This is a genomic window from Paenibacillus abyssi (assembly GCF_014640295.1).
GTDB lineage: Bacteria > Bacillota > Bacilli > Paenibacillales > Paenibacillaceae > Paenibacillus_D > Paenibacillus_D abyssi.
Genome location: NZ_BMGR01000016.1, coordinates 37734 through 61745 on the forward strand (window position 1 = coordinate 37734; position 24012 = coordinate 61745).

25 protein-coding genes and 1 other annotated feature are annotated in these 24012 nt (G+C 49.6%); all 25 genes read right to left on the bottom strand.

Going from position 1 to position 24012, the window contains the following annotated elements:
- Positions 1 to 16 precede the first annotated feature (16 nt).
- Positions 17 to 1303 carry a homoserine dehydrogenase gene (locus IEW11_RS20610; RefSeq protein WP_188532968.1) on the bottom strand — a complete coding sequence of 429 codons (1287 nt, stop codon included), beginning with the start codon at positions 1301 to 1303 and terminating at the stop codon, positions 17 to 19.
- A gap of 24 nt (positions 1304 to 1327) precedes the next feature.
- Entirely contained in the window at positions 1328 to 1765 is a 438-nt protein-coding gene (locus tag IEW11_RS20615) for an ACT domain-containing protein (protein ID WP_188532969.1), read from the bottom strand.
- A 207-nt stretch (positions 1766 to 1972) separates the two neighbouring features.
- A complete protein-coding gene (locus IEW11_RS20620; protein WP_188532970.1) occupies positions 1973 to 2857 on the bottom strand; it encodes an IS3 family transposase in 885 nt (294 codons plus the stop codon).
- A complete protein-coding gene (locus IEW11_RS20625) occupies positions 2779 to 3123 on the bottom strand; it encodes a helix-turn-helix domain-containing protein (protein WP_188532971.1) in 345 nt (114 codons plus the stop codon). Before IEW11_RS20625 ends, IEW11_RS20620 begins: the two co-directional genes overlap by 79 nt.
- A gap of 90 nt (positions 3124 to 3213) precedes the next feature.
- On the bottom strand, positions 3214 to 4536 hold the full coding sequence (gene obgE, locus IEW11_RS20630; protein ID WP_188532972.1) for a GTPase ObgE: 1323 nt from the start codon (positions 4534 to 4536) through the stop codon (positions 3214 to 3216).
- A complete protein-coding gene (locus IEW11_RS20635) occupies positions 4527 to 5288 on the bottom strand; it encodes a Spo0B domain-containing protein (protein ID WP_188532973.1) in 762 nt (253 codons plus the stop codon). Before IEW11_RS20635 ends, obgE begins: the two co-directional genes overlap by 10 nt.
- A gap of 170 nt (positions 5289 to 5458) precedes the next feature.
- Complete coding sequence (gene rpmA / locus IEW11_RS20640; RefSeq protein ID WP_188532974.1) at positions 5459 to 5770, bottom strand: 50S ribosomal protein L27; 312 nt, start codon at positions 5768 to 5770, stop codon at positions 5459 to 5461.
- A gap of 17 nt (positions 5771 to 5787) precedes the next feature.
- Complete coding sequence (locus IEW11_RS20645; protein WP_188532975.1) at positions 5788 to 6123, bottom strand: ribosomal-processing cysteine protease Prp; 336 nt, start codon at positions 6121 to 6123, stop codon at positions 5788 to 5790.
- Positions 6124 to 6134: 11 nt separating this feature from the next.
- Positions 6135 to 6446 (bottom strand): 50S ribosomal protein L21, encoded by a 312-nt coding sequence (rplU, locus tag IEW11_RS20650; protein ID WP_188532976.1) that lies wholly within the window; start codon positions 6444 to 6446, stop codon positions 6135 to 6137.
- Between the two features lie 14 nt (positions 6447 to 6460).
- Positions 6461 to 6544: a sequence feature (ribosomal protein L21 leader region), on the bottom strand.
- Positions 6545 to 6618: 74 nt separating this feature from the next.
- Entirely contained in the window at positions 6619 to 7878 is a 1260-nt protein-coding gene (locus tag IEW11_RS20655) for an Rne/Rng family ribonuclease (RefSeq protein ID WP_188532977.1), read from the bottom strand.
- A gap of 42 nt (positions 7879 to 7920) precedes the next feature.
- Positions 7921 to 8796 carry a M50 family metallopeptidase gene (locus tag IEW11_RS20660; protein WP_188532978.1) on the bottom strand — a complete coding sequence of 292 codons (876 nt, stop codon included), beginning with the start codon at positions 8794 to 8796 and terminating at the stop codon, positions 7921 to 7923.
- A complete protein-coding gene (locus IEW11_RS20665) occupies positions 8789 to 9667 on the bottom strand; it encodes a M23 family metallopeptidase (RefSeq protein WP_188532979.1) in 879 nt (292 codons plus the stop codon). Before IEW11_RS20665 ends, IEW11_RS20660 begins: the two co-directional genes overlap by 8 nt.
- 505 nt (positions 9668 to 10172) lie before the next feature.
- Positions 10173 to 11321 (bottom strand): FtsW/RodA/SpoVE family cell cycle protein, encoded by a 1149-nt coding sequence (locus IEW11_RS20670; RefSeq protein WP_188532980.1) that lies wholly within the window; start codon positions 11319 to 11321, stop codon positions 10173 to 10175.
- Between the two features lie 7 nt (positions 11322 to 11328).
- Positions 11329 to 12120 (bottom strand): septum site-determining protein MinD, encoded by a 792-nt coding sequence (minD, locus tag IEW11_RS20675; RefSeq protein WP_188532981.1) that lies wholly within the window; start codon positions 12118 to 12120, stop codon positions 11329 to 11331.
- 3 nt (positions 12121 to 12123) lie between these two features.
- A complete protein-coding gene (gene minC, locus IEW11_RS20680) occupies positions 12124 to 12789 on the bottom strand; it encodes a septum site-determining protein MinC (RefSeq protein ID WP_188532982.1) in 666 nt (221 codons plus the stop codon).
- A gap of 62 nt (positions 12790 to 12851) precedes the next feature.
- The gene (gene mreD / locus IEW11_RS20685; RefSeq protein ID WP_188532983.1) at positions 12852 to 13376 is read right to left on the bottom strand and encodes a rod shape-determining protein MreD; all 525 of its coding nucleotides are present in this window, start codon (positions 13374 to 13376) and stop codon (positions 12852 to 12854) included.
- Positions 13373 to 14230: a rod shape-determining protein MreC gene (mreC, locus tag IEW11_RS20690; protein WP_308422758.1), complete on the bottom strand. Its 858-nt coding sequence runs from the start codon at positions 14228 to 14230 to the stop codon at positions 13373 to 13375. The genes mreD and mreC overlap by 4 nt, the downstream gene beginning before the upstream one ends.
- A gap of 50 nt (positions 14231 to 14280) precedes the next feature.
- Entirely contained in the window at positions 14281 to 15315 is a 1035-nt protein-coding gene (locus IEW11_RS20695; RefSeq protein ID WP_188532984.1) for a rod shape-determining protein, read from the bottom strand.
- Between the two features lie 46 nt (positions 15316 to 15361).
- Complete coding sequence (radC, locus tag IEW11_RS20700; protein ID WP_188532985.1) at positions 15362 to 16051, bottom strand: RadC family protein; 690 nt, start codon at positions 16049 to 16051, stop codon at positions 15362 to 15364.
- A 27-nt stretch (positions 16052 to 16078) separates the two neighbouring features.
- Positions 16079 to 16717: a Maf family protein gene (locus IEW11_RS20705; protein ID WP_268237427.1), complete on the bottom strand. Its 639-nt coding sequence runs from the start codon at positions 16715 to 16717 to the stop codon at positions 16079 to 16081.
- 39 nt (positions 16718 to 16756) lie between these two features.
- Positions 16757 to 16999 carry a DUF4321 domain-containing protein gene (locus tag IEW11_RS20710; RefSeq protein ID WP_188532986.1) on the bottom strand — a complete coding sequence of 81 codons (243 nt, stop codon included), beginning with the start codon at positions 16997 to 16999 and terminating at the stop codon, positions 16757 to 16759.
- A gap of 62 nt (positions 17000 to 17061) precedes the next feature.
- The gene (locus tag IEW11_RS20715; RefSeq protein WP_188532987.1) at positions 17062 to 18342 is read right to left on the bottom strand and encodes an SPOR domain-containing protein; all 1281 of its coding nucleotides are present in this window, start codon (positions 18340 to 18342) and stop codon (positions 17062 to 17064) included.
- A gap of 143 nt (positions 18343 to 18485) precedes the next feature.
- Positions 18486 to 19886, bottom strand: a complete 1401-nt coding sequence (gene murC, locus IEW11_RS20720) for a UDP-N-acetylmuramate--L-alanine ligase (RefSeq protein ID WP_188532988.1) — start codon at positions 19884 to 19886, stop codon at positions 18486 to 18488.
- A 7-nt stretch (positions 19887 to 19893) separates the two neighbouring features.
- Positions 19894 to 21261 carry a bifunctional folylpolyglutamate synthase/dihydrofolate synthase gene (locus tag IEW11_RS20725; RefSeq protein WP_188532989.1) on the bottom strand — a complete coding sequence of 456 codons (1368 nt, stop codon included), beginning with the start codon at positions 21259 to 21261 and terminating at the stop codon, positions 19894 to 19896.
- A 24-nt stretch (positions 21262 to 21285) separates the two neighbouring features.
- Positions 21286 to 23946 (bottom strand): valine--tRNA ligase, encoded by a 2661-nt coding sequence (locus IEW11_RS20730; protein WP_188532990.1) that lies wholly within the window; start codon positions 23944 to 23946, stop codon positions 21286 to 21288.
- Positions 23947 to 24012 lie beyond the last annotated feature (66 nt).

Sequence of the window (24012 nt, forward strand, 5' to 3'; positions counted from 1 at the left end):
TGACGGGTAGCCTGCCTTAGCCTTCAACACGGTAGACGCTTTTGACTTTGCGGATGACATCAAGTGATTCAAACTTTTGCAAAACTTTATTCATAGCCGCTTTATTGGCATCATGCGTGATGACGATAATTTCCGCTTCCGGATTAGACGGATTCGGCTGTTGAAGCACCGATTCCAAGCTGACCTCGTATTCGGCAAAAACCTGTGTAATTTGCGCAAGCACGCCGGCACGATCATCGACGTGCAGCAGCAGGAAGTATTTCGAAGCGATCTGCTCATCGCTCTTCAGCTTTTTCTCTTTATAGGCCGTTGAGGCCTGCTGGCCGTTCACGCCAAGCTTCAGATTCTTCACAACGGCTACCAAATCCGCCACAATGGAAGTGGCTGTAGGCAGTTCGCCTGCTCCGGCGCCGTAGAACATCGTTTCGCCGACAGCTTCACCGTACACATATACTGCATTGAATACGCCGTTCACAGAGGCAATCGGATGCGTATTTTTCACCATGGTCGGCTGTACTGTCACGCTGATGTATTCATCCTGGCGTTCTGCGATCCCGAGCAGCTTTACAACGTAACCGAGACGCTGCGCATATTGAATGTCTTCGCTGCTTACACCGGAAATCCCCTTTGTCGTGACATCCTCCAGCGCAACATTGGCGCGGAAGCCAAGTGTAGACAGGATCGTCATTTTGCGCGCGGCGTCCAAACCTTCAACGTCGGAGGTTGGGTCTGCTTCCGCATAACCGAGCTGCTGCGCTTCCTTCAGCACTTCATTGTAGGACGCGCCCTCTTGGGTCATTTTTGTAAGTATATAGTTTGTCGTGCCGTTTACAATACCCATAATTTTCGTGATTCGGTCCGAAGAGAAGCCTTCGATCAGCGTTCTGATAATCGGGATGCCTCCGGCCACGCTTGCTTCATAGAGCACATCGCATTGATTCTCTTTTGCTGTTCTGAGAATTTCCGGGCCATGCAGCGCCATCAAATCTTTGTTCGCGGTCACGACATGTTTCCCGCGCGAGAGCGCCTCTAAGATATATTCCTTCGTCTGGCTTACGCCGCCCATTACTTCCACGATCACATCTATTTCGGGATCCTGTATGATCTCGTACGGATCTTCGGTTAATTTGGAAACATCGATAGGAATGTTACGGTCCTTGCTCCGATTCTGGACCAGTACTTTCTCGATGACGATCGGCGAACCGACCTGACTTTGCAAATCCTCCTGATGTCCTTCCACAATACGAACGACGCCCGTCCCGACAGTGCCGAGACCGAGCAAGCCTACTTTTACCGGTTTCATTGTTTTTCCTCCACGATACATTTTCTATCCTTGCCCTATAACCGAAGCTTTGCGGACACCATCCTGCTGCCTGATCGCATCGATCAGCGCGGACAACGGCTGGGCCATCAGCGACGTGTCCACCGAAATAACTACATTAGCCAAGCCTTGCAGCGGGATACTCTGGTGAATGGTCAGCACATTGCCCTCCGTGCCGGCCACTAATCCGAGCACTTTGGATAATACGCCGGAGCGGTGCTCCAGATCCATCGAAATCGTTACAATTCGCTCACGCTCTAAATGATTCAGCGCATAGATGCCGTCCTTGTACTTATAGAACGCGCTGCGGCTTAAACCGACGCGCTCTGCGGCTTCATGAACCGTAGCCGCCTCCCCGCGCTGCAGCATGTCCTTTGCCTGAATGGTTTTCACTATCGCTTCAGGCAAAATGTCCTCTCGGACGACATAATAACGTTCTGTCATCAATCGTCCTCCTATGAAAGACAAATGTTTTCCTATAGTGGACATTATATCGAAATCAAGCCCATTGAGCAATAGGCATCATGAAAAAAGTTCAAACTCTATTACACCCCATCGCAGCCAATTAAGGTAAATTATTGAAAATCCGCACAAAAAAAGCTCCCGTGGGAGCTGGTCAAGACCCCATTTAGCGGACATTGAAAAAAACACCTATGCTACAAGCTGGCGCCGGTACTCTATCGGCGTCAGCTTTTTTAGTTTTCTTTGTGGTCTAGCCTCGTTATAAAATTTGATGTACGACTCGATTCGTCTTTGTGCCTCTTCAATAGTTCGTATATCATAGAGGTAGAGCCCTTCCGTTTTGAGATGCGAGAAGAAGCTCTCCATTGAGGCGTTGTCATGACAATTGCCTCTGCGTGACATGCTGATTTGGGTGCCAGCCTGTGGCAGCATGTCGTGGTAAGCGTGAGACGTGTACTGGAATCCTTGATCGCTGTGAACGATCAACCCAGTCACGTCTTTTTGCTTTTCAAATGCCTTCTCGAATGTCCTTAATACGAGTTGATTGTCGTTACGTAGACCCAACTGGTAAGCAACGATTTCGTTATTGAATAAATCTTTAATGGCGGATAGGTACAACCAGGAATCCGCGACTCGATACTGCGTGATGTCTGTTACCCATTTTTGATTGGGTTTCTCCGCCTGAAAATCCCTTTTCAGCAGATTTTCTCCTACGCGCTCACCCGTAGTCGATTCGTAGTTACAACGGTGCTTACGCCGGATTTTAGAGCGTATCCCGAGCTCCTGCATAAGCCGCAGAACCTTCTTATGATTGATCCACAAGCCATGTTCTTGGAGAAGAAAGAGTTGAAGCTGTCTATATCCATATCTGCCGTCATACTTCGCATATAAGGCTTGAATCAGTGCCTTAAGCTCTTTGTCACGATCCACTGATTTACGCTTTAAGTAAGCGTAATAACCGCTACGTGAGACCTTAAACAACTTGCATAGTTCGGCTACTCCGTAAGATTCTGTTGCCTGTTCAATGGCCCTGTACTTTTGGCACGCACCTCCTGCATCCAGATTTTCAAACACTTTTTTAGCATATCGTTCTCACGTTTAAGGCTTTGGATGTGACGGTTCTCATCGACATATTTTTCTTGTCGGCCACGACGATCCAGCAGACCAAACTCGCCTAACTTCCGATATTTCCTCATCCATATCTTCATACGATCTTTGTCTGCTATCCCTAAGTGTTCGATGATCTTGCGATACGTCCAACCCTCCTCTAAGTGCAATCTAATTGCCTCAACTCTAACCTCATGCGTGTAACGTATAAACTTCTGTCCCTTTACTGCCATGAAAAAGCACCCCCTAGAATTTCATCGGTTAAACCAGGGGTTTAATCCAATGTCCATTCTAAGGGGTGCACTTCAAGCTAAATATTTCTGTTATTCGTAGATATAGTCACTGCCTTCAAAGAATTCAAAGCCGTAATCGCCGATGCGGACCAGGTCGCCATCCTTTGCGCCGGCCTTGCGAAGGGCTGCATCGACACCCATCTTACGCATAATGCGCGCGAAACGCATGACCTCATCATACGAGTTCAGGTTCGTCCGTTTGATGAACTTTTCGATATTCGGGCTCTCAACAACGTAGATCCCTTCATCAAAATGAACGGTAAAGGAATCATCGTCTTTTTTCTCGAATTTGTATACTTTCCGTTCTTCGACATCCTTCACTTCCTCAACGAGCGGCATTTCCTGTACTGTATCAAGCAGATCAGCCGCTTTATACAGCAGCTCCTGAATGCCCTGCTTCGTCAAAGATGAGATCGGAATAATCTCATACGCCTTATCCCCGTCCATCTGCTCCAGCTGTTCCTTGAAAAACGCCAGTTGGTCAGCCGCATCCGGCATGTCCATCTTGTTAGCCGCGATGATCTGCGGACGCTCAGCCAGCTTCTCGTTATATTGTACGAGCTCTTCATTAATTTTTATCCAATCATCGAATGGATCCCGGCCCTCCGAGCCTGCCATATCAACGACATGGATAATGACGCGTGTCCGTTCCACGTGACGCAAAAATTCATGTCCCAGCCCTACCCCTTCGTGAGCGCCTTCGATGAGTCCCGGCAAATCTGCCATCACAAAGCTTCGGCCATCACCCACATCGACAACGCCCAGATTAGGCGTAATGGTCGTAAAATGATAAGCGCCAATCTTCGGCTTAGCCGCCGATACGACCGAAAGCAACGTTGATTTGCCCACGCTGGGAAAGCCGACCAAACCGACGTCTGCCATCACCTTCAGCTCCAGGACGATCCAGCGCTCTTCGCCCTCTTCCCCATTCTCGGAAATATAGGGCGCCGGATTATTAGGTGTCGCAAACCGGATATTGCCTCTTCCGCCGCGCCCGCCGCGGGCCACAACTACCTCTTGGCCATGCCTTGTCATATCTGCGATGATCTCCTGTGAATCATCATCGATGATAACGGTGCCCGGCGGAATCCGCACGACCATATTTTCCGCGCCTGCGCCGTGCATGCCCTTGGGCTTGCCCTTCTCTCCGCGCGGCGCTTTGAAGTGCTTCTGGTAACGAAAATCCATCAGCGTGCGGAGCCCTTCATCCACGCGAAAGATGATGTCCGCGCCCTTGCCGCCGTCACCGCCGGCCGGACCGCCTTCCGGCACGTACAGTTCTCTCCGGAAGGAAACGATGCCATCGCCGCCATTTCCGCCTTTTACAAATATCTTTGCCTTGTCTACAAACATGATGTTCCTCCGTTCAGCCTGCGCAATTCAGCCTGCAGTTTAACCCTCGTCATCAGCGGATCCATGCTGATGGGCTGCAGGGGAGACCCCGCAAGCTTTTCTTTGAATTGGCGATATAATTCTTCACTTGCATTCAGCTCGCCTTGAAACTCGAAATCAACGGACAATGCGCGTTCATCCGCATTGATGGTCACAATCAGCTTGGGCGCATCTCCCCATTTTGGCTTGATCCCAAAGCGATAAGCATTAATCAGTCCGATTAATGTATCCGATACTTTATCCGCTTGAAGCGGCAGCTCGGATAGATTCAATTCCCCATTCACGACAACTTCTAATTGAAGCGTTTGAGAGCCCGTTCGTAAGGAATGGAAGAATAATACGAGTGAAGGGATACCCAGCTTTGAAATACGGCTTTCCATTACCATCCGTTCCCTTATTTTCTCCACGTATTGAATGATTTTATCCGGTTTGTTCATTCGGATGTAGCCATACAGAACCTGTAAATCATTCATCCAGTCATGGCGATGATGATTTAATGTGTGAATCGCCGTCTGCTGCAGCGCATGGATCGAACGTTCCAATCGAATAGACTGCTCCTTCTTCTCAAGGCTTATCCACAATGCCGCTGCCGAAGCAATCCATACTATAAAAAGAATAGGAGTCCATAATGCTCCTCCCCATATGAATAGAGCCGTTGCAGGGATGATGACCGATACTGCAGCAGCTGCTTTTACCGTACGTAAGCGAACCATCCTACAATCCCCGTTTCCTGAGCATTCCCAACCTTTAACAGTATAGCATGGAAGCAGTGAAAGGTCATCTGCCACGTACTTACATTAATCGTCATAAATTGACAACCGTATGCCCGCTCTATTCAAAAAAACAACCCCAGCCCGATTCGGGCTGGGGTACCTATTCCATATTAAACTTCTACAGCTGCGGCAACCGGTGCAACATCAACCGGATACACGCTTACTTTCTTACGATCGCGGCCCCAGCGTTCAAACTTCACAACGCCTTCCACTTTCGCAAACAATGTGTCATCTTTACCGATGCCCACGTTGTTGCCTGGGTGGATCTTCGTTCCGCGTTGACGCACGAGGATGCTGCCTGCAGTAACGGCTTGACCGTCTGCACGTTTAGCGCCGAGTCGTTTCGATTGGCTGTCACGACCGTTCTTCGTGGAACCTACCCCTTTTTTGGAAGCAAAAAGCTGAAGATTCAGTTTCAACATGGTTGTCCCCTCCTTTACTAAACCGATTGTTCTTGAATGACGACAAATTTGCCGTACGATTGTTGAATGCTCTCCAGCATGACAATCATTGATTCCAACAGCAGCTGAACTTGAGCGTCGACGGCAGGATCTCCCGCTTCCGGCACTTCGGATTGCAGCCAACCGTTCTTCATCGTTGCTGGAAGCTCTATGCCGGTCAGAGCCTCAACGGAATTAACCGTACCGACTGAAACAGCAGATACTCCCGCACAGACAATATCTTTGCCCGGTTTGGCATATTTGGCATGTCCTTCAATCGAAAACGATACAATTCGCCGGTCTGACTGGCGCCGCACAATCTTAACCGATATCATGAGCTGTCCTCTTAAGCTTGGATCTTGCCGATCGTCACTTTCGTGTACGGTTGACGATGTCCTTGCTTACGACGATAGTTCTTTTTCGCTTTGTATTTGTAAACGATGATTTTTTGGCCTTTACCGTGCTTCTCGACTGTAGCGGATACGCTAGCGCCGGAAACAACCGGAGTGCCAGTCACAAGACCTTCGCTGTTCGATACGGCCAAAACACGATCAAACGTTACGGAATCGCCTTCGTTTACGTCGAGCTTCTCAATGAACAATACATCGCCTTCTTGAACTTTGTATTGCTTGCCGCCAGTTTCAATAATTGCGTACATAGTTGGTGCACCTCCTCATGTCTAAGACTCGCCTAATGCAAGGTGGCGAATGCAGAGCAAACGCGCTTGCTACCCGATTGGAGCGGTTGTAGCATGTATAGCAAAAAAGCACTAGACACACACTCGAAGATTTTAACACATTTTCGACAGTAGTTCAAGGAGAAGATCACATTTATCGCGTTCGGGCTTGCAAACCAATGAAAATCTTCCCTTTTCCCTTACATATGCTGCAGGGCTCAACCCATTGGCCCACAATGCTTTCCCGCGCTTTTTTGCGCGTCATTTCAAGCAACCCGAGCCTTGTCCAGCCAAGCACATGGCATTTCGTGCGATCAACGCGCACAAGCTGCTCCAGCCGGCGCTTCACCTCATCCCGGTGCTGCTCCAGCTCCATATCGATAAAATCGATAATGATAATGCCGCCGATATCCCGAAGCCTCAGCAATCTCGCGATTTCCTCCGCTGCCTCCATATTCGTGCGGAATACGGTATCCTCCAGATCTTGATGCCCGGTAAATTTTCCGGTATTTACATCGATCACAGTTAACGCTTCCGTCTGATCCCATGCGAGATCCCCGCCGCTCGCAAGCGTAATTCGATGATCAAATGCTTTATTAAGCTGCTCATGTACGCCAAACACCGCGAATAGATCAGCAGACGCCCTCTCCTTAAATAAACGGACGCGCGTTTCGAGCTGCGGCGCCATTTGCCGAATCCACCTGAGCGACTCTTCGAAAATCCCGTCATCGTTAATCCAAATTTCGTCGGTTTCCGGTGTCAGCATATCGCGGAACATTCGCTGCAGCAGCCCCGCTTCACTATGAAGCTCAGCCGGAGCAGCCGCTTCTTCCGCAGCGGCAATCAGCTGTTTCCACAATTCCCGCCTGCTCTGGCAATCCTGCCGCAGCGCATCGGCATCGACCTTTTCAGCCGCCGTTCTTAGAATAACCCCTTCTCCGCTTTCGCACATTTCCTCGCCGATCACCCTCAGGCGCATGCGCTCCTGTTCCGATCCGATTCTTTTGGACACGCCGACATAGTCAGCATGAGGCATATAGACGAGGTACCGTCCAGGCAGAGAATAGTGGGTCGTTACCCGGGCCCCTTTACCGCCAAGCGGTTCTTTCATCACCTGTACAATTAATTCCTGCCCGGGATGCAGCACCTCGCTGATGGATGGTTTTGCTTGCGGCTGTTTCTCCAGATTTGGGTGCAATACGTCATCGATGTATAAAAATGCGTTCTTCCCTTGTCCGATATCCACGAATGCGGCCTGCATGCCGGGCAGCACATTGACGACACGCCCTTTATAAACATTACCGACCCACTTCCTGTCAGAGGACCGTTCCATATAAAACTCGATTAACTTCCCGTTTTCCAGCACAGCGGTTTGCGTCAGATTCGGCTCACCATGCAGTAACATTTGCTTCATCGCTTTGAATCACCTGCCCAGATCGGCTTTGTTGAGTCTATTTTACCTGAAAAGCTCATGAACTGCACTTCCGGCTTTGCCATGGATCAAAAAACCATCAACGACTCTCTCCTCCGGCAGGACGGCGACAATCGCCCCCCTCTCGCCCATGACATAAATTAGATGATATCTCTCCTTCATAAAAAGCCGCAGTATCGCGTGGACCGTGTTATGTCCGGTCACAACAATTGGCTGTGCCAATGCCCCCTGCCACACTCTGTTGGCTGCCGCCTGCTCCCTCCGCATCAAAAAGCGAACAAAGATATAGGGTACATTGCGAAGATAGGTCCAATTGGACACAAATAAAAAGATGCCGATCGTAAGCACATTCATCTGAATGCCAGTTGGCCATCCTATAACCAGTGCATAAATGACCATAGACGCACTGAACAGCAGGCTGATTCGTGCGCCCCATACAAGCGTTATATGGAAAGGGATCCGGTAGCTTAATAGCGCCTGCAGCAATTTCCCTCCGTCAAGCGGCAATACAGGAAGCAGATTAAACAATCCGATCATCATATTGGCCTGCACGAAATGCTCTGACCACTCGGAAGACAAGCCCCCCCATTGTCCAAGGGCGAATGCAGCAGCAGCCATCCAGCCGTTTTGCAGCGGTCCGGCAGCTGCGATGAACATTTCTTCCTTTGCCGGAATATAGCCGGCTTCTTCAATCTCGGCTACTCCGCCAAAGGGCAGCAGCTTTACCTCCCTGACGGTCCAGCCGAGCCCTCTGGCTGCGAGGACATGCCCAAGCTCATGGACGATAACAATCGCAAACAAGGTGATGAGCTCGATAAAATACCCCGTAACCACTGATGCGAGCATAACAAGCACGAATAATGGATGAATCGACCAGATAATCCCTTTCCATCTAATCAAATGGAACCACGCCCGTCGGATCCACGTAACGATCGTTTTCCTTGACTGCAAAGAACAATAAGCTTGGCCTTTCATCCGTGGCCGGCATCAGCTTCCCAATTACTTGGCCGGCTTCCACCCAATCATTCTGTGCCACATCGGCTTGTTCAAGTCTGCTGTATACGGTCACCCGTTTATTCGCATGTTGAATGACGACCGTTTCACCGGTAGCCTCATCATAGGACACAAGCAGCACTCTGCCCGTCTCGACAGCGCTAACCTCCGCTTCGGATGGCGCCGCGACTTCAACTCCGCTTAACAGCTCTGCAAAAGTTCTGACAATCACGCCATCTTGGACCGGAACGACTATCGGCAGTTTAATAATCCCGTTCACCCGTTCCGCCGTTTGCTCTTTACTCCCGAAAATCGGTATAAATGCCGGCGAACCGGCAAACCTGTTCTGATACCAGGCAGCGGCCGCTTCAAAGTCCATCTCATTGGTTAATGCATCCGCTACAAATAGTTGACCGCTCTTTGCCCAAGGCATGTCCAATTGGAACATTCCCCACACCGAAGCGAACATCATTAAGCCTATGAACAGCTTGAGCCTTAATTCACTCCGTACCTTCTGCCAATCCGGTCCGTCATCGAACATTCGGCGAGGCGGCTCATCAAACGGTACATCCGCCCTTCCCCACCCCATCCATGGCTTGGACTGCTGTTTCCACATCCATTCGGGATCCTGGTCCAGATGCTGGCTTAGATTGTTTGAAGGCACTCTCTCCTGCAGGCTCTCGACCTGATTAGAAGAAGAGAGCGGCCCTGAGGTTTGCCGGGCTATTTTTTTTATGCGCTCATGCCGGCGCTGCCGTATGTTATCCTTAATCTCCATCGCCGTTTCCCCCATCCCTCTCAAGGCCGTCAAATTCCACTCGACGCCTGAAGAGCTTGTTCACTAATGTCTATGAAGAGAACGGCTCGATTATGTTTTGCACAAGCAAAAAAGGTGCTGTTCCATAAGTCATCGATGATGATGATGGATAGCCCCTTTCTCTTAAAAGCTTTGGTTTTACCGCATTCACTGCGCAGTCGAATGTTCTTCCGATCGCCGACGCTTCTCCAGAATCATTCGATCCGCTTCGTTTAGGCGTAACCGTTTCTTTCCTAAAAACAAAAAAGAAACCTTTCCTTGTTAACATGTAAGTACGACCAAACATGAACAAAAGAGAGGCTTCTTTTATACATCGAATACCATGAACAGCTTACTTTGCCTATGGAAACTGCAGGAAGATATCCCCGAAAACCATCTCGTCCGCGTCATCAATGATGCCGTCAAAGCATGGAGTATCTCCGCCATAAACAAATGGCAAGCGAGCGATTGAAGAGTGAAGACTTAATTAAACAAGCTCATATTTCTCCTGATGGGCCTTAATGCTGAACACCATGCCTATACTCAACATATTGAGTATCAACGAAGTCCCCCCGTAACTGATGAAGGGCAGCGTAATGCCGGTAATCGGCATAATCCCGATCATCATTCCGACATTCTGAAAAATTTGAAACACAAACATCGATACAATCCCGATAATGATAAATGACCCCCGAATGTCATAACATTGAAAGGATATGATAATCATTCGGTAGATCAATAAGAAATACAAAAGAAGCAGAATAGCCGCGCCTTGAAAGCCGAATTCCTCGCCGATAACGACGAATATGGAATCTGAATAAGGATAGGGGATAAATCTGCGGTTTTTAGAATCCCCCTGCATATACCCGTCTCCAGTTAAGCCGCCCGAGCCGATTGCAATTTTTGATTTCTCGGATTGGTGTTTCTCATCGTTTGTTGCCGTCTCCGGATTAATAAATGTATTGATCCGTTGATACCAATGATATTTATTCTGCTCGGATAGATACTGCCTAATATCCTCGTTAAAGGTATTGAACAAGCTGATAAACAGGATGAGTCCTGCTACGACAGCTGTCAATCCGATCATCACGTGGAGATATTTGACATTCCCAATCCAGAGCATACCAAGCACGATAACAAGATAAATTATTGCATTGCCCAAATCCGGCTGTATCATGACAAGCATAAACGGCAGGAAAGAGATTGCCGCAATCGGCAAGATATCACTAGTGAACGATAGCGGCTCCCCTTGTCTTCGCCCCATCAGAACCGCTAAGGTAATAATCAACAGGATCTTCATAAACTCGGCCGGTTGGAAGAGCAGCCCGCCGGGAAGCCGGAACCAGCTTCTGGCATTGTTGATTTCAGGGGCGAACAGAAACACCGCTATGAGCAAGAGGATTCCTATCCCGTACAGAAAGATCCAACCCTTTAGAAGGATTCTGTAATCGAAGAAAACGGCCGTAATCGCCACCGCAAATCCTAATCCGTAAAATATCAACGTCTTGATATCGTAATTTTCATAGTTCGGGCCAAAACCCAGCGTAGCGCTCCGCACAACTAACGTACTGATGATCATCAGCAAGACTAGAATGAGCAAAATGCCCCAATCCAGTTTTTTTAATTTATTTATCACGTTCCATTCATCCTATCCCGAGGAACTTTCTAAAGCGCTTGAACACACCCGCTTTATCCTCAAGCGACATCAACGGCACCATGTCTCCCAGTATTCTTCTTGCGATATTGCGGTAGGCAATTGCCGCGCGCGAGGACGGGTCCATAACCGTTGGCTCACCGGAGTTGGCCGCTTTAATGACCTTCTCATCATCAGGTACGATACCGAGCAGATCTATCGCCAGCACTTGGCAAATTTCATCGATATCGAGCATTTCCCCGGTTTTAACCATGTTCGGCCGAATGCGGTTAATGATAAGCTTTGCCGATATTTGAGATTGCTCCAGCAAACCGATCACACGGTCAGCGTCGCGAACGGCTGCATTCTCAGGGGTCGTGACGACAATTGCGCGATCAGCGCCGGCAATCGCATTACGGAAGCCCTGTTCAATGCCTGCGGGACAATCGATAATAATATAATCAAAATCCTTTTTCAACTCAAGTACCATGTCCTTGACCTGTTCGGGAGAAACATCGTGCTTATCCTTCGTCTGCGCTGCAGGAAGCATATACAGCTCATCGAACCTTTTATCCTTGACAAGCGCTTGGTTCAAACGGCAGCGTCCCTCCGCGACATCGACCAGATCATAGATAATCCGGTTTTCCAGGCCCATAACAACATCCAAATTACGCAGACCGATATCGGTATCGATCATACATACTTTTTTGCCGAGCAAAGCAAGTGCCGTCCCTATATTAGCCGAAGTTGTTGTTTTGCCGACTCCGCCTTTTCCTGATGTAACTACAATTGCATCTCCCATGTACTACACTCCTTTGAACACGATCGGATCTTTGCGTAAACGGAACAATTGCGAAATTTTATCAATTTGCATCTGACCATCCGCCAAATAAGCGAACTCCATAGCAGCATCACCGGTGATCCATTCATCCGGCGGCCGGCTGATCACATCCGCAATCCGCAGCTGCGTGGGCCGCATCAGGGAGGCCGCGATAATGACGTCCGTCCGGCCTCCGCTGCCCGCATGAGCCACTCCGCGAAGCGTTCCGAGCACATATATGTCACCGGTGCAATACAACGTTCCTCCGGGATTAACATCCCCCATGAGCAGCAAGTTCCCGTCATGCTGCAGCGTTTGGCCGGAACGTATGACGCCAGTCAACATTTTCAACTCAGGCGACGCTCCCTTATTGTCAGCGTTCTCCTGTTTATCTGAATCGATCGATTGCACAAGCAAGTTGCCCCGCTGCCTGATGACTGCTCTAATCTGTTCTTTCTCTTCCTCGCTCGCCTGCCGCGAACCAAGCTTGACATGGATGTGAATAAGCGGGCCTGTCAATACTTGTTGGTGGGTTTTTTCCAGCTTATACTGCAATTCATCAAGTATAGCCGAAAATTCGCATTGATCGTCAAGCAGGAAGAGCAGCCCTTCCTTGACGCCTTTGATCGTAATATGCTGTTTTTCGGTCACGAATGTCCCACCTCCACCCTAAACAATTCTTTCCGGGACGCTCTGAATCCTGCTTAGCCGCCTTATTCTTCGTCATCCGCACTCTTTTTTTTGTAGGAACCTTCAAACCATCGCCGGACCGGGACATACAATACAAGCGAAAAAGCCAACTGTAAAAACAGACTCGGCATGATGTGATCCATAAGTGCCCATACATACGACTCATTTGTCATCCGGAATACACGATAAATAAAATAAATGACGGTATCGTACAGCAGACAAGCCATCCCGATTAACGAAAGCGCGGTCAGCATAGGAATCCGCTTATGCTCAAACATCAGTCCGATCACATAACCGCACAGCCCCATTGCAAACGAATGAACGCCGATCAAGTGACCGTAAAATACGACATCCTGCAAAAGACCGAATCCGATTCCGAGCAGAAGTGCAGTGTGCCTTCCGGCATAAAAAGAAGCATAGAGCACAAAAACAAAAATAAACTGCGGGATGATTCTGCCGGTCCATTCATCTGGAATCAGCCACGGCATAATCGTCCCCTCAATTAAGAACAGCAGAAACATCAGGGCGATAATCCACCGGAGGTTCATTGATCCAACTCCTCAAAACCCGGCACCTGTACGACAAATACCTCCGTCAGCTTATCCATCTTGGCAGCAGGTTCGATATGAGCAGTGTGTGTGAGTCCAAAGTCGCCTACCTGGCGGGATACAACGCTGCCGATCACAACGCCGCGCGGAAACACATTTCCCAGCCCTGACGTAATCACCTCATCACCTACAGCAAGCTTATCATTTTCTTCGATTTTGGTCATCAACAGCTGACCGGTTTCGCTGTTAAAGCTCTCAATAATACCGAAAGACTCGCTCTCTTTCCCTGTAACAGTAGCAGCGATGCCCTTGGTTTGTCCGTTGAGCTCCGTAATTGGCGTAACCGTCGAGGAGAATGGCGATACCCGGCTGACAAGGCCAACCAGGCCATCCACCGTCGTAACCGCCATATTCGTGCGCACGCCATGCTTGGAGCCCAAATTAATCTTGATCGTTTTGTTATAAGGATCAGGACTCACGGAGATGACCTGAGCAATTAAATATTTATAGTTGTATAACTCCATCTGCTCCTGCGTAAATCCAAGCGCATCTTTAAGCCGCTCGTTCTCCGATTGCAGAAAGTTGTAGGTACTCCTGTCTCTCGCGTAACGGGCCACCGTCGTGCGGAGCTGCTCGTTCTCTTCATACAATTGGCGCATCATTCTAATATCCTCAAACAAGCCCGCCATATAGCCAGCGGGCTTGTAAAACCATTGTTGCACATACGAAACGGTATCGTTAATGAACTTCTCCGGCCAAGATAAGTTACTGCGGTTGCCAAGTGAGAAACCCATGACCGCAATAAACAGAATCAATCCGATCATAAGCGAGAATAACCTTTTATTACGCATCATTCTAAACAGAGCAATCACCCGCCCGCATCATCATCCGTTCCCCCTCTAATCTATCGTTTGGAACGGGATGACGAGCTGCCTCTTGCTTTGAACAGATGAATATTATCCAATGCGCGTCCCGTTCCAATAGCAACGCAGTCAAGAGGATTCTCTGCCACGATAACCGGCATCCCTGTTTCACGCGACAACAGCTTGTCCAAGCTGCGCAGCAAAGCGCCTCCGCCGGTTAACACGATGCCCCGATCCATAATATCTGCTGACAGCTCAGGCGGACATTTCTCTAGTGTCACCTTAACTGCATCGATAATGGAATTCACCGTATCGGCCAGTGCTTCGGTAATCTCGTCGGAAGTAATCGACAGTGTCTTCGGCAATCCCGTGACAAGGTCTCTACCCCGGATCTCCATCGTCTCCGGCTTGCTGGCAGGAAGTGCTGAGCCAACCTCCATCTTCAGCTGTTCTGCCGTCCGTTCGCCAATCATCAAATTATACATCCGTTTAATGTATTGAATGATAGCCTCGTCCATCTCATCGCCGGCGATCCGGATCGAGCGGCTCGTAACGATTCCGCCCAAGGAAATAACAGCTACTTCTGTCGTTCCGCCGCCGATATCCACGACCATGCTGCCAGTCGGTTCCCATACAGGCAGATCAGCGCCGATCGCAGCAGCAAACGGCTCTTCGATCGTAAATGCTTCACGGGCGCCTGCTTGCTTCGTTGCATCCTCAACCGCACGCTTCTCAACTGCGGTAATGCCGGATGGAACGCATACCATTACATTCGGGTGACGCGGAAACAACGAGCGCTGCTTCTGGGCTTGTCTGATGAAATATTTAATCATGGTAGCCGTCGTTTCAAAATCGGCGATAACGCCATCCTTCATCGGTCTGACCGCACGAATGTTGCCTGGCGTTCTACCAATCATCTTCTTAGCTTGCTCACCGACTGCTTCAATCGTTTTTGTATCGGTACGCAGAGCAACCACGGACGGCTCTCTGACGACTATGCCTTTGCCTCTTACATATACGAGGGTATTCGCCGTTCCCAGGTCGATCCCCAAATCCTTCGTGAAACCACCAAACATAATCTAATCTCCCTTTCTTTCAATAGCGGCAATCTTGCTTATTATATTACAACAAGCCCTGTTCCTTCAAACTGATATACTTGGAATCTCCAATAATGATATGATCCAGTACGTCGATTCCGACTAATTCTCCGGCTTCTGCAAGCCGCTTGGTTAGTGCGATATCTTCAGGGCTTGGGGTTGGGTCGCCACTTGGATGGTTATGAACGCAAATCAAGGAAGCGCTGCTGCATTTGATCGCAGCACGAAACACTTCACGCGGATGTACCAGCGATGCGTTTAAAGTTCCGACAGATAAAGTCTCTTCTGCTATAACCTGATTTTTCGTGTTTAGAAACAGGCACACGAATTGTTCCTTTTGCAAATAACGAAGCTGCTCCATCATATGCCCTGCAGCATCCTTGGGGCTTCGTATCGTCAATCGCTCTTCCCGGGTGCTGCGCGACAACCGCCGTCCCAGCTCAATACCGGCCCGAAGCTGCAATGCTTTGGCCGTTCCAATGCCGCGGATGGAGGTTAATTCCTCCATACTCATATCGACTAAATTTCTCAGGCTGCCGCATTCGCTTAGAATTCGGCCAGCCAAATGAACCGCAGATTCCTGCTGTGTGCCGGTCCTCAATAGTATGGCTAACAATTCAGCGTGACTAAGTGCCTCTGCCCCATGCAGCATCATACGTTCTCTAGGTCGTTCTTCTTGGGGGACATCACGCAAAACAAGTCGTTTTGTCTCCATGTCCAGTCCTACTTTCTTCCGTTACGGTTAGATCACTTCAATGCCAAATTCTAAGAGCAATTCAGAAAGCAGTGATAAGGATAGGCCGACAACATTGAAATAACACCCGTCGATCCCATCGACTAAGACCGCGCCTAATCCTTGAATGGCGTAGCTGCCTGCCTTATCAAGAGGCTCCCCAGAAGCGACATACCGCCCGATTCGGATGGAATCGAGCGGTTTCATATGAACACGGGTAACCCGATAAGATACGATCTCGCGATCATCTGCCGTATGTATACAGGCAATGCCGCTGTATACCTCATGCATGCGGCCCTGAAGCCGCTGCAGCGTTCGGATGGCATCCTCGGAGTCCTTCGGCTTGCCCATTATTTCTCCGTCAAGAACAACGATCGTATCCGCACCGATAATAACTGCCGCTTCGCAAGCATTGTCGTCCTGAGCCTGTAAAAGCTCCCTTGCAGCCCGCGCCTTCTTCAGCGCTAATTGCTCTACCACTTCTGAAGGCGTCCATTCCGGCTGCGTGCTTTCATCCACATCAGGCGCGACAATCTCAAGTGGCAACCGCAATGCCAAAGTTTGCATAAGCGCCTGCCGCCGCGGTGATGCGGAAGCAAGCACCACTTTGCGAATTGTTGATCGGTCTGTTACAGAAACGCTGTCCACCCGCTAACCGTCCCCTTCACATACATTTTCAGAAAAAAATTACATTTTCCGATAGAGCCAGATCGCTATCGCTGCACCGATAATACTTAACAGGCTAATCTCGATGCCGAGCGACAAATCATAGCTGAACACAAGCAGATCTGCTGATGGCGACCAGTTAAGATCTGCAGTTTGCGTAAGAAAAGACAGTCCTGGAACCGTCTGCAGCCACCGGGATACCAGGGCGCCTCCGACAAGGCCAAGCACAATGAACAGAAGCAATATCCATGCATTTTTCTTCATGAACCAACGTCCCTCGCCATTTTTTGACACCTAACCTTTATTATACGTTGGATAGGTCTGTATTACAATGCGACGATTTGCTCAAGCCATGCTTTTTGAGCGAGAACGGCTTCCATTAATGCGCTCTGGGCAGTCCATAAATGGGCTCTTGACGGGTTTTTATTAAATTCTCCTAATGATACGGCAGCCGTATTAACCGCTCTGACTAACTGCTCGAATTCCGCTTTTCCTTGCTCGGCTGTCGAGGACTGCATGACTGAAGCTGACGTTGTCCACAGCTGATGTGTTTCCTTCCAAGCGGCTTCAGCGGCTTCGCCGAATCGGGCAGGCATTTCCTGCTCAAGCTGCAGGATCGTCAAATCATTCAGCATTCGTATGAGGCTGTCGGTATGCCCGGCGAATTCAGCGAAAGTTGCAGCATCACCGTTAAATAGCACGGTCAACGGAGCTTGTATTTCTATGGGCTTGATATATACTTCCATATCACGCAATTCATTGCTTAATGCCAGCGCTTGATTCCGGTCATTAGCGATCCCCGCAAAGACCCGATTATCCGATACGGATTCCGCTGCTGCAGCCAATCCTTGCTGTTTCAGGCCGGATACCGCTGCTTCCATCCCTTCTTCATTGCTGAATACGCCGAATTGCAGCATATAATAGGTCTGTGAAGGCAATTGCAGCTGGACGAAAGCTCCATTAACAGGATTCTCCGCCTCAACCGCCGCCGCTCCGCCTTGTTCCGGCGTTATCGTATCCGTCGAGGTCTGGCTCGACTGCTCGGCAGCGGCCGGCACAGACTCCTCTGAGGCTTCTCCAGCGGGCCATACAGATTGTCCTGCAAACAAAGAAAGCACCATATAGCCGAACAATGCTCCGGTTGCTATAGCGCCGGCAACAGAGGCAAACACCTTGTACCATGAAGGTCCAGCTTTATAACGGTGAATCCGTTCTTCAGGAAAAACAGTTCTTGCTTTATAAGGCGTTTTTCCGTCTGTACGAATGTTATCATACCAACTGGAATATTGTTTATCATCCCCCAAGTCAATCACTGGCATTCTGTGAACTTCGTCTGGTTGCTGCGCTTTCTCCACGTTTTGCGAAGCTCTCGCCTGCTCCGTTTCTCTGATCAGCTTCTCCAGCGCAAAAGGGTCGTCTTGAAACGGACTGTTCCAGGGCGCGATATCCTCAGCAAACTTGAGCTCCTCTTGAAACAAAGGTACGACCTTCGGCTTGTCCTCTTCGGGCCGCTCGGGTTGATCTGTTGTATGATTAGCGATTGATTTGGCTGCCCGTTGGCTAGAGCTTCCATCAAAACGATAAGTGATACGTGCTTTTTGATTCATTTCACTCTCTCCTTATCCGGTATCGTCTACTATGATTCTATGAAAGACGGGGATAGGATATGAATCAATTTGCAAGGCAGCTTAACACTCAAATAAAAATCCCTTGGCCTCGGAATTCGACTCAAGGGATGGGATGGACCTGACTAATGCTGGCTTCGCAGCCATTTGGCCAAATGATCAGCCGCTTTCCAAATATCTCCTGCTCCCATCGTGATAACCAGATCACCTGGACGCACATGCCGCGCAAGATGCACCTGCACTTCCTCTTTTGTCGGAATATAGGCTGCATTTGGATTGCTGTTGCTTTTAATCATTTCAACGAGCTTGCTCGAGCTTACCCCTTCTATCTGCTGTTCTCCTGCAGGTGAATAGATGTCTGTAATAATCACTTCATCCGCTTCTCCGAAAGCGCGGCTGAACTGCTCCAGCAGAAAAAAGGTACGTGTGTACCGCTGGGGCTGAAAGACGGCAATGATCCGTTTTCCTGTTGCCTTGGCTGCGCTGATCGTCGCTTGGATCTCTGTCGGATGGTGGGCGTAGTCGTCGATTACGAGGATGTCATTGGTTTCACCCAATACTTGAAAACGCCTCTTGGCGCCTCTAAACTCCCGAATCGCTTCAGCGACGTCCGCAAACGGAATACCCGCCTTCAAGCAGGTGATGACCGTTGCCAATGCATTATATACGTTGTGCTGTCCAGGAACCGACAGTTCAATCCGGCCCAGCAATTGACCTTGCTTGGTTACATTAAACGATACTTTACGGTCTCCCAGCACGATCTCTTCCGCTTTAAAGTCCGCGTCGTGATCGATTCCATAGGTCATAATGCCTTCATCGCCGGACAAGCTTCCCTGCATGCGCAGATCAGGCAGCAATTCCCTGATATTTTCGTCGTCCGCGCATAGAATCGCGTGGCCGCCTTCCTTTACTTGTCCGAGAAATTGAACATAAGCGGCTTTTAATTTACCAAAATCACTATCATAGTTTTCCAGATGATCGGCTTCGATATTGGTGACGATCGCCAAAGTCGGATGATACTGCAGGAAAGAGCCATCGCTTTCATCCGCCTCGGCGACAACATATTCTCCTTTGCCCGCTTTCGCATTCGTCCCGACATTGACAATCTCGCCGCCGATAATATAGGTCGGATCCAGCCTGCACGTTTCCATGACCAGAGCGATCATGGAAGATGTTGTTGTTTTTCCATGCGCGCCCGCTACAGCGATTCCTTTGCCCGCATTCATAAGCCTGGCAAGCATTTGAGCCCGATGAATGATCGGAATATTCCGTTCTTCAGCAGCTTTCCTCTCCACATTATCTTTGGACAGTGCCGTGGAATAGACGACCAAGTCAGCCCCTTCCACATGATCAGCTTGGTGCCCGATATAAATCCGCACACCCTTGGCCGCCAATTTCTCGGTTAACTCTTGACTGGCGACATCCGAGCCCGTTACTGTGTAACCCATTTCCAGCATAACCCTGGCGATCGCACTCATGCCATAACCGCCGATGCCGATGAAATGAACGTGTTCTGCTGTATTCAAAGAAGTTTCACCAACCTTTTTCAGAATCCGAATTGTATAACAAACGGGATCGAACATCCGCTATCAAATATAGCGTACCCGTAACAACGGCCAAGTCAGCAGGCTTTGTCGCTTCCTGCAGTTTACGGAGCGCTTCTTGCCAATCCGGCTCAACAATGAGCTCAAACGAACGGCCTTCTCCCACTTCCCGAACCACATCGGCAAGTGTGTCCGCCTCCATTTTTTTGCGAAAATCAGGCTCGGTTACAATAAGCGTGTTCACTAGTGGTAGTATATGCCGCAATGTCTCCTGATGATTCTTATTTGAGAGCATACCGAGCATAAGATGCAACCGTTCGTATTGATAAGTATCCGTCAGAGCTTCGGCAAGCGATGCCGCGCCTTCCGGATTATGCGCACCGTCAAGCAGAATTCTAGGCGATTTCGAGACCATTTCAAGCCGTCCTGGCCATGCAGCCTTGCGAAGACCCTCCTGCAGGTCTTCATCTTCCATGATTAAGGCGTAATACTGGCGCAGCACTTCCAGCGTCATCACGGCGACAGCGGCATTTTGCCGTTGGTGGCTGCCATTCATCGTAATCGCAAGCGGCTCGATGGATCGAAATAAGCCTTCAAAGCGGAAAACCTGCTCATCTTCTTGACTGGAGAGCGGCAATTCACGGAACTGCTCGCCGAGCAAGTACAAGCTGCTTTTGCGCTCCGCCGCCGCTTCACGGATGACGGCTTGTACTTCCGGCTGCAGGACACTGCTGACGACCGGCACACCCGGCTTAATAATCCCAGCCTTCTCACGGGCAATGTCAGTCAGCGAATCGCCCAAAATGTCCATATGGTCATGTCCGACATTCGTAATGACGGATACGAGCGGAGTTACGATATTCGTAACATCCATCCGACCACCTAGCCCTGTTTCCCATACAACAAAGTCGGGATACGTTACTTTCGCATAAAACAGAATAGCTAACGCCGTTGAAACCTCGAACATGGTCGGCGATCCCAGCTCACTCCCGGCGATCTCTTCCACATGCGGCTTCAGCTCATTAACTAGCTGCAGCAGCGTATCTTCCTCAATGTCTTTCCCGTTATACTGAAAACGATTCGTAAACTTAGTGATATATGGGGAGGTATAGGTACCGACATCATATCCGCATTGTCTTAAAACCTGCGTGAGATAGGCGCATACCGAGCCCTTCCCATTCGTTCCTGCCACATGTATAAACTTTAACCGCCGGTGCGGGTTGCCGAATCGCTCGAGCAAAAGTTGGATTCGTTCCAGGCCCGGGCGGATGCCGAAGGGGATTAACCCTTCGATCCACTGCCTTGCCTCATCATATGTTGTAAACGGCGAAGCTTGTTGTTCGGTTGCTTCCTTCATCGTCGTCATTCCTTTTCTCGGGCACTATCCGCGCAGCTCAGCAATCCTTGTCAGCACTTTATCCCGTTTATCTGCATAGTCGCTCATTTTGGCCTTCTCTTCTTCGATTACCTTCGCTGGAGCTTTTGCTACGAAGCCTTGATTGGCCAATTTTTTCTCGATCCGCTCAACTTCGGCATTCAAGTTCGACAGCTCTTTCTCCAATCGGGATATTTCCTGAGAAATATCGATTAATCCGGCAAGCGGGAAGTATAGCTCCGCGCCTGTTACAATCGCGCTCATCGCTTTATCCGGAGCCGCTAAGTCCTGCCCGATCTCCAGCTTGGAGGTACCACAGAAGCGGCGGATATACTCTTCGTTCCGGGACAAGATCGCAGCGGATGACGAATCCGACGGCTTGATCAATAGCTCAATCTTTTTGCTCATCGGAACATTCACTTCCGCGCGTATATTACGGACCGCACGAATAAGATCCATAAGAAGCTCCATTTCCCGGGCTGCATCTTCCGATTCCAGAGCCGCATCAAAGGTCGGCCATTCCGCCAGGGCAATCGTCTCGCCTGTATGAGGCAAGTGCTGCCATATTTCCTCACTGATGAACGGCATGAACGGATGGATCAGCCGCTGTGTCCGATCGAGCACGTAAGCCAACACCGATTGGGTAGCCTTTTTCGCCTGCTCATCCTCGCCATACAGGCTTAATTTGGCAAATTCTATATACCAGTCACACAGGTCGTCCCATATAAAATTGTAAAGCAGCCGGCCGGTTTCTCCGAACTCATAGCTATCAATCAGCCTTGTCACGTCGCGCGACGTTTCATTTAACCGATGAAGAATCCAACGATCGGCTGTGCTGAGCTGGACTTGAATATTGATATCGCTCGCCTGAACACCCTGCAAATTCATAAGCGCAAAGCGAGAGGCGTTCCAAATCTTGTTCGCAAAGTTTCTCGCCTGCTCGACCTTCTCCCAGCGGAACCGCAAATCCTGCCCAGGCGTGCTGCTTGTAGAAATCATAAAGCGCATCGCATCAGCGCCGTACTTCTCGATCACTTCAAGCGGATCTACCCCGTTGCCGAGCGATTTGGACATTTTTTGTCCATCAGCGGCCCGCACCAAGCCGTGAATAAGAACATCTTTAAACGGAATTTGATCCGTAAATTCCAATGCGGTGAAGATCATTCTGGCTACCCAGAAATAGATAATGTCATAACCCGTGACAAGCACATTTGTCGGGTAGAAGCGTTTCATATCTTCGGTCTCCTCCGGCCACCCGAGTGTGGAGAACGGCCATAATGCCGAGCTGAACCAGGTATCAAGCACGTCTTCATCCTGTTTAAGCGAAGTCGACCCGCATTTCGAGCAGCTTTGCACATCCGTATGCGCGACGTGCAGCTCACCGCAGGCTTCGCAGTACCATGCCGGAATGCGGTGTCCCCACCAGAGCTGCCGTGAGATACACCAGTCGCGAACGTTCTCGATCCAATTCAAGTAGATCTTCTCAAAGCGATCCGGCACAAACTGAACGCCCTTACCTGACTTTTGCGCTTCGATTGCTCTCTCCGCCAGCGGTTTCATCGATACAAACCATTGCGTTGACAAGTAGGGCTCAACAACGGCGCCGCTGCGCTCGCTGTGGCCGACTTGATGGACATGCTCCTCGATTTTGACGCAAACGCCTTGATTCTGAAGATCTTTGACGATTTGCTTTCGGCATTCAGCGCGGTCCAAGCCCTCGTAAGGTCCGGCTTGCTCATTCATCGTGCCCTTCTCGTCCATAACGATGATTTGCGGCAGCTGATGGCGCAGCCCAACTTCAAAATCGTTCGGGTCATGAGCTGGTGTAATCTTAACCGCCCCGCTTCCGAACTCTTTTTCAACATATTCGTCTGCAATAATCGGAATTTCCCGGCCAATAATCGGCAGGACGAGCATTTGCCCGATCAGGTGTTTGTAACGGTCATCCTCCGGATGTACAGCTACCGCCGTATCGCCAAGCATCGTCTCCGGACGGGTAGTCGCAACCGTAATCGAGCCTCCGCCTTCCTTAAGCGGATATTGAAGATGGTACAGATTCCCTTGAACTTCTTTGTATTCCACCTCGATATCCGACAAAGCGGTACGAGCGGCGGGATCCCAATTAATGATTTTTTTGCCGCGGTAAATCAAGCCCTTGTTATAGAGCTGCACAAATACTTCACGAACAGCCTTCGAGAGCCCTTCGTCGAGTGTAAAGCGCTCACGGCTGTAATCCAAAGAAAAGCCCATTTTGGCCCACTGCTCGTGAATCGTATTCGCGTAAAGTTCCTTCCACTCCCACACCTTCTCCAAAAATTTCTCACGGCCGAGATCATATCGCGAGATTCCTTCCTCGCGCAGCTTCTGCTCTACTTTGGTTTGGGTCGCAATCCCCGCGTGATCGCTTCCCGGCAGCCATAACGCATCATAGCCCTGCATCCGCTTGGTACGGATCATAATATCCTGCAGCGTAAAATCAAGCGCATGGCCGATATGCAGCATGCCCGTCACATTCGGCGGCGGGATAACAATCGTGTAAGTTGGCGCATCAGGCCGTTTGCCTGCTTCAAAATAGTTGCCCTTTATCCAATATTCATACCATTTTTGTTCCGCAGCTTTCGGATCATAAGTTGTTGGCATCTCGGTTGTTGAATTCTTTTCAACCATTGTCAGTAACCCTCCATTAATCAATGAAATACAAAAAAGCCTCCCGCCCCAAAGGACGAAAAGCTT

Bases quoted from the DNA above. Each gene is read 5' to 3' on its own strand.
- IEW11_RS20610 (WP_188532968.1), bottom strand. From the start codon at position 1,303: ATGAAACCGGTAAAAGTAGGCTTGCTCGGTCTCGGCACTGTCGGGACG.
- IEW11_RS20615 (WP_188532969.1), bottom strand. From the start codon at position 1,765: ATGACAGAACGTTATTATGTCGTCCGAGAGGACATTTTGCCTGAAGCG.
- IEW11_RS20625 (WP_188532971.1), bottom strand. From the start codon at position 3,123: ATGGCAGTAAAGGGACAGAAGTTTATACGTTACACGCATGAGGTTAGA.
- obgE (WP_188532972.1), bottom strand. From the start codon at position 4,536: ATGTTTGTAGACAAGGCAAAGATATTTGTAAAAGGCGGAAATGGCGGC.
- IEW11_RS20635 (WP_188532973.1), bottom strand. From the start codon at position 5,288: ATGGTTCGCTTACGTACGGTAAAAGCAGCTGCTGCAGTATCGGTCATC.
- rpmA (WP_188532974.1), bottom strand. From the start codon at position 5,770: ATGTTGAAACTGAATCTTCAGCTTTTTGCTTCCAAAAAAGGGGTAGGT.
- IEW11_RS20645 (WP_188532975.1), bottom strand. From the start codon at position 6,123: ATGATATCGGTTAAGATTGTGCGGCGCCAGTCAGACCGGCGAATTGTA.
- rplU (WP_188532976.1), bottom strand. From the start codon at position 6,446: ATGTACGCAATTATTGAAACTGGCGGCAAGCAATACAAAGTTCAAGAA.
- IEW11_RS20655 (WP_188532977.1), bottom strand. From the start codon at position 7,878: ATGAAGCAAATGTTACTGCATGGTGAGCCGAATCTGACGCAAACCGCT.
- IEW11_RS20665 (WP_188532979.1), bottom strand. From the start codon at position 9,667: ATGGAGATTAAGGATAACATACGGCAGCGCCGGCATGAGCGCATAAAA.
- minD (WP_188532981.1), bottom strand. From the start codon at position 12,120: ATGGGAGATGCAATTGTAGTTACATCAGGAAAAGGCGGAGTCGGCAAA.
- mreD (WP_188532983.1), bottom strand. From the start codon at position 13,376: ATGAACCTCCGGTGGATTATCGCCCTGATGTTTCTGCTGTTCTTAATT.
- mreC (WP_308422758.1), bottom strand. From the start codon at position 14,230: ATGATGCGTAATAAAAGGTTATTCTCGCTTATGATCGGATTGATTCTG.
- IEW11_RS20695 (WP_188532984.1), bottom strand. From the start codon at position 15,315: ATGTTTGGTGGTTTCACGAAGGATTTGGGGATCGACCTGGGAACGGCG.
- radC (WP_188532985.1), bottom strand. From the start codon at position 16,051: ATGGAGACAAAACGACTTGTTTTGCGTGATGTCCCCCAAGAAGAACGA.
- IEW11_RS20710 (WP_188532986.1), bottom strand. From the start codon at position 16,999: ATGAAGAAAAATGCATGGATATTGCTTCTGTTCATTGTGCTTGGCCTT.
- IEW11_RS20715 (WP_188532987.1), bottom strand. From the start codon at position 18,342: ATGAATCAAAAAGCACGTATCACTTATCGTTTTGATGGAAGCTCTAGC.
- IEW11_RS20725 (WP_188532989.1), bottom strand. From the start codon at position 21,261: ATGAAGGAAGCAACCGAACAACAAGCTTCGCCGTTTACAACATATGAT.
- IEW11_RS20730 (WP_188532990.1), bottom strand. From the start codon at position 23,946: ATGGTTGAAAAGAATTCAACAACCGAGATGCCAACAACTTATGATCCG.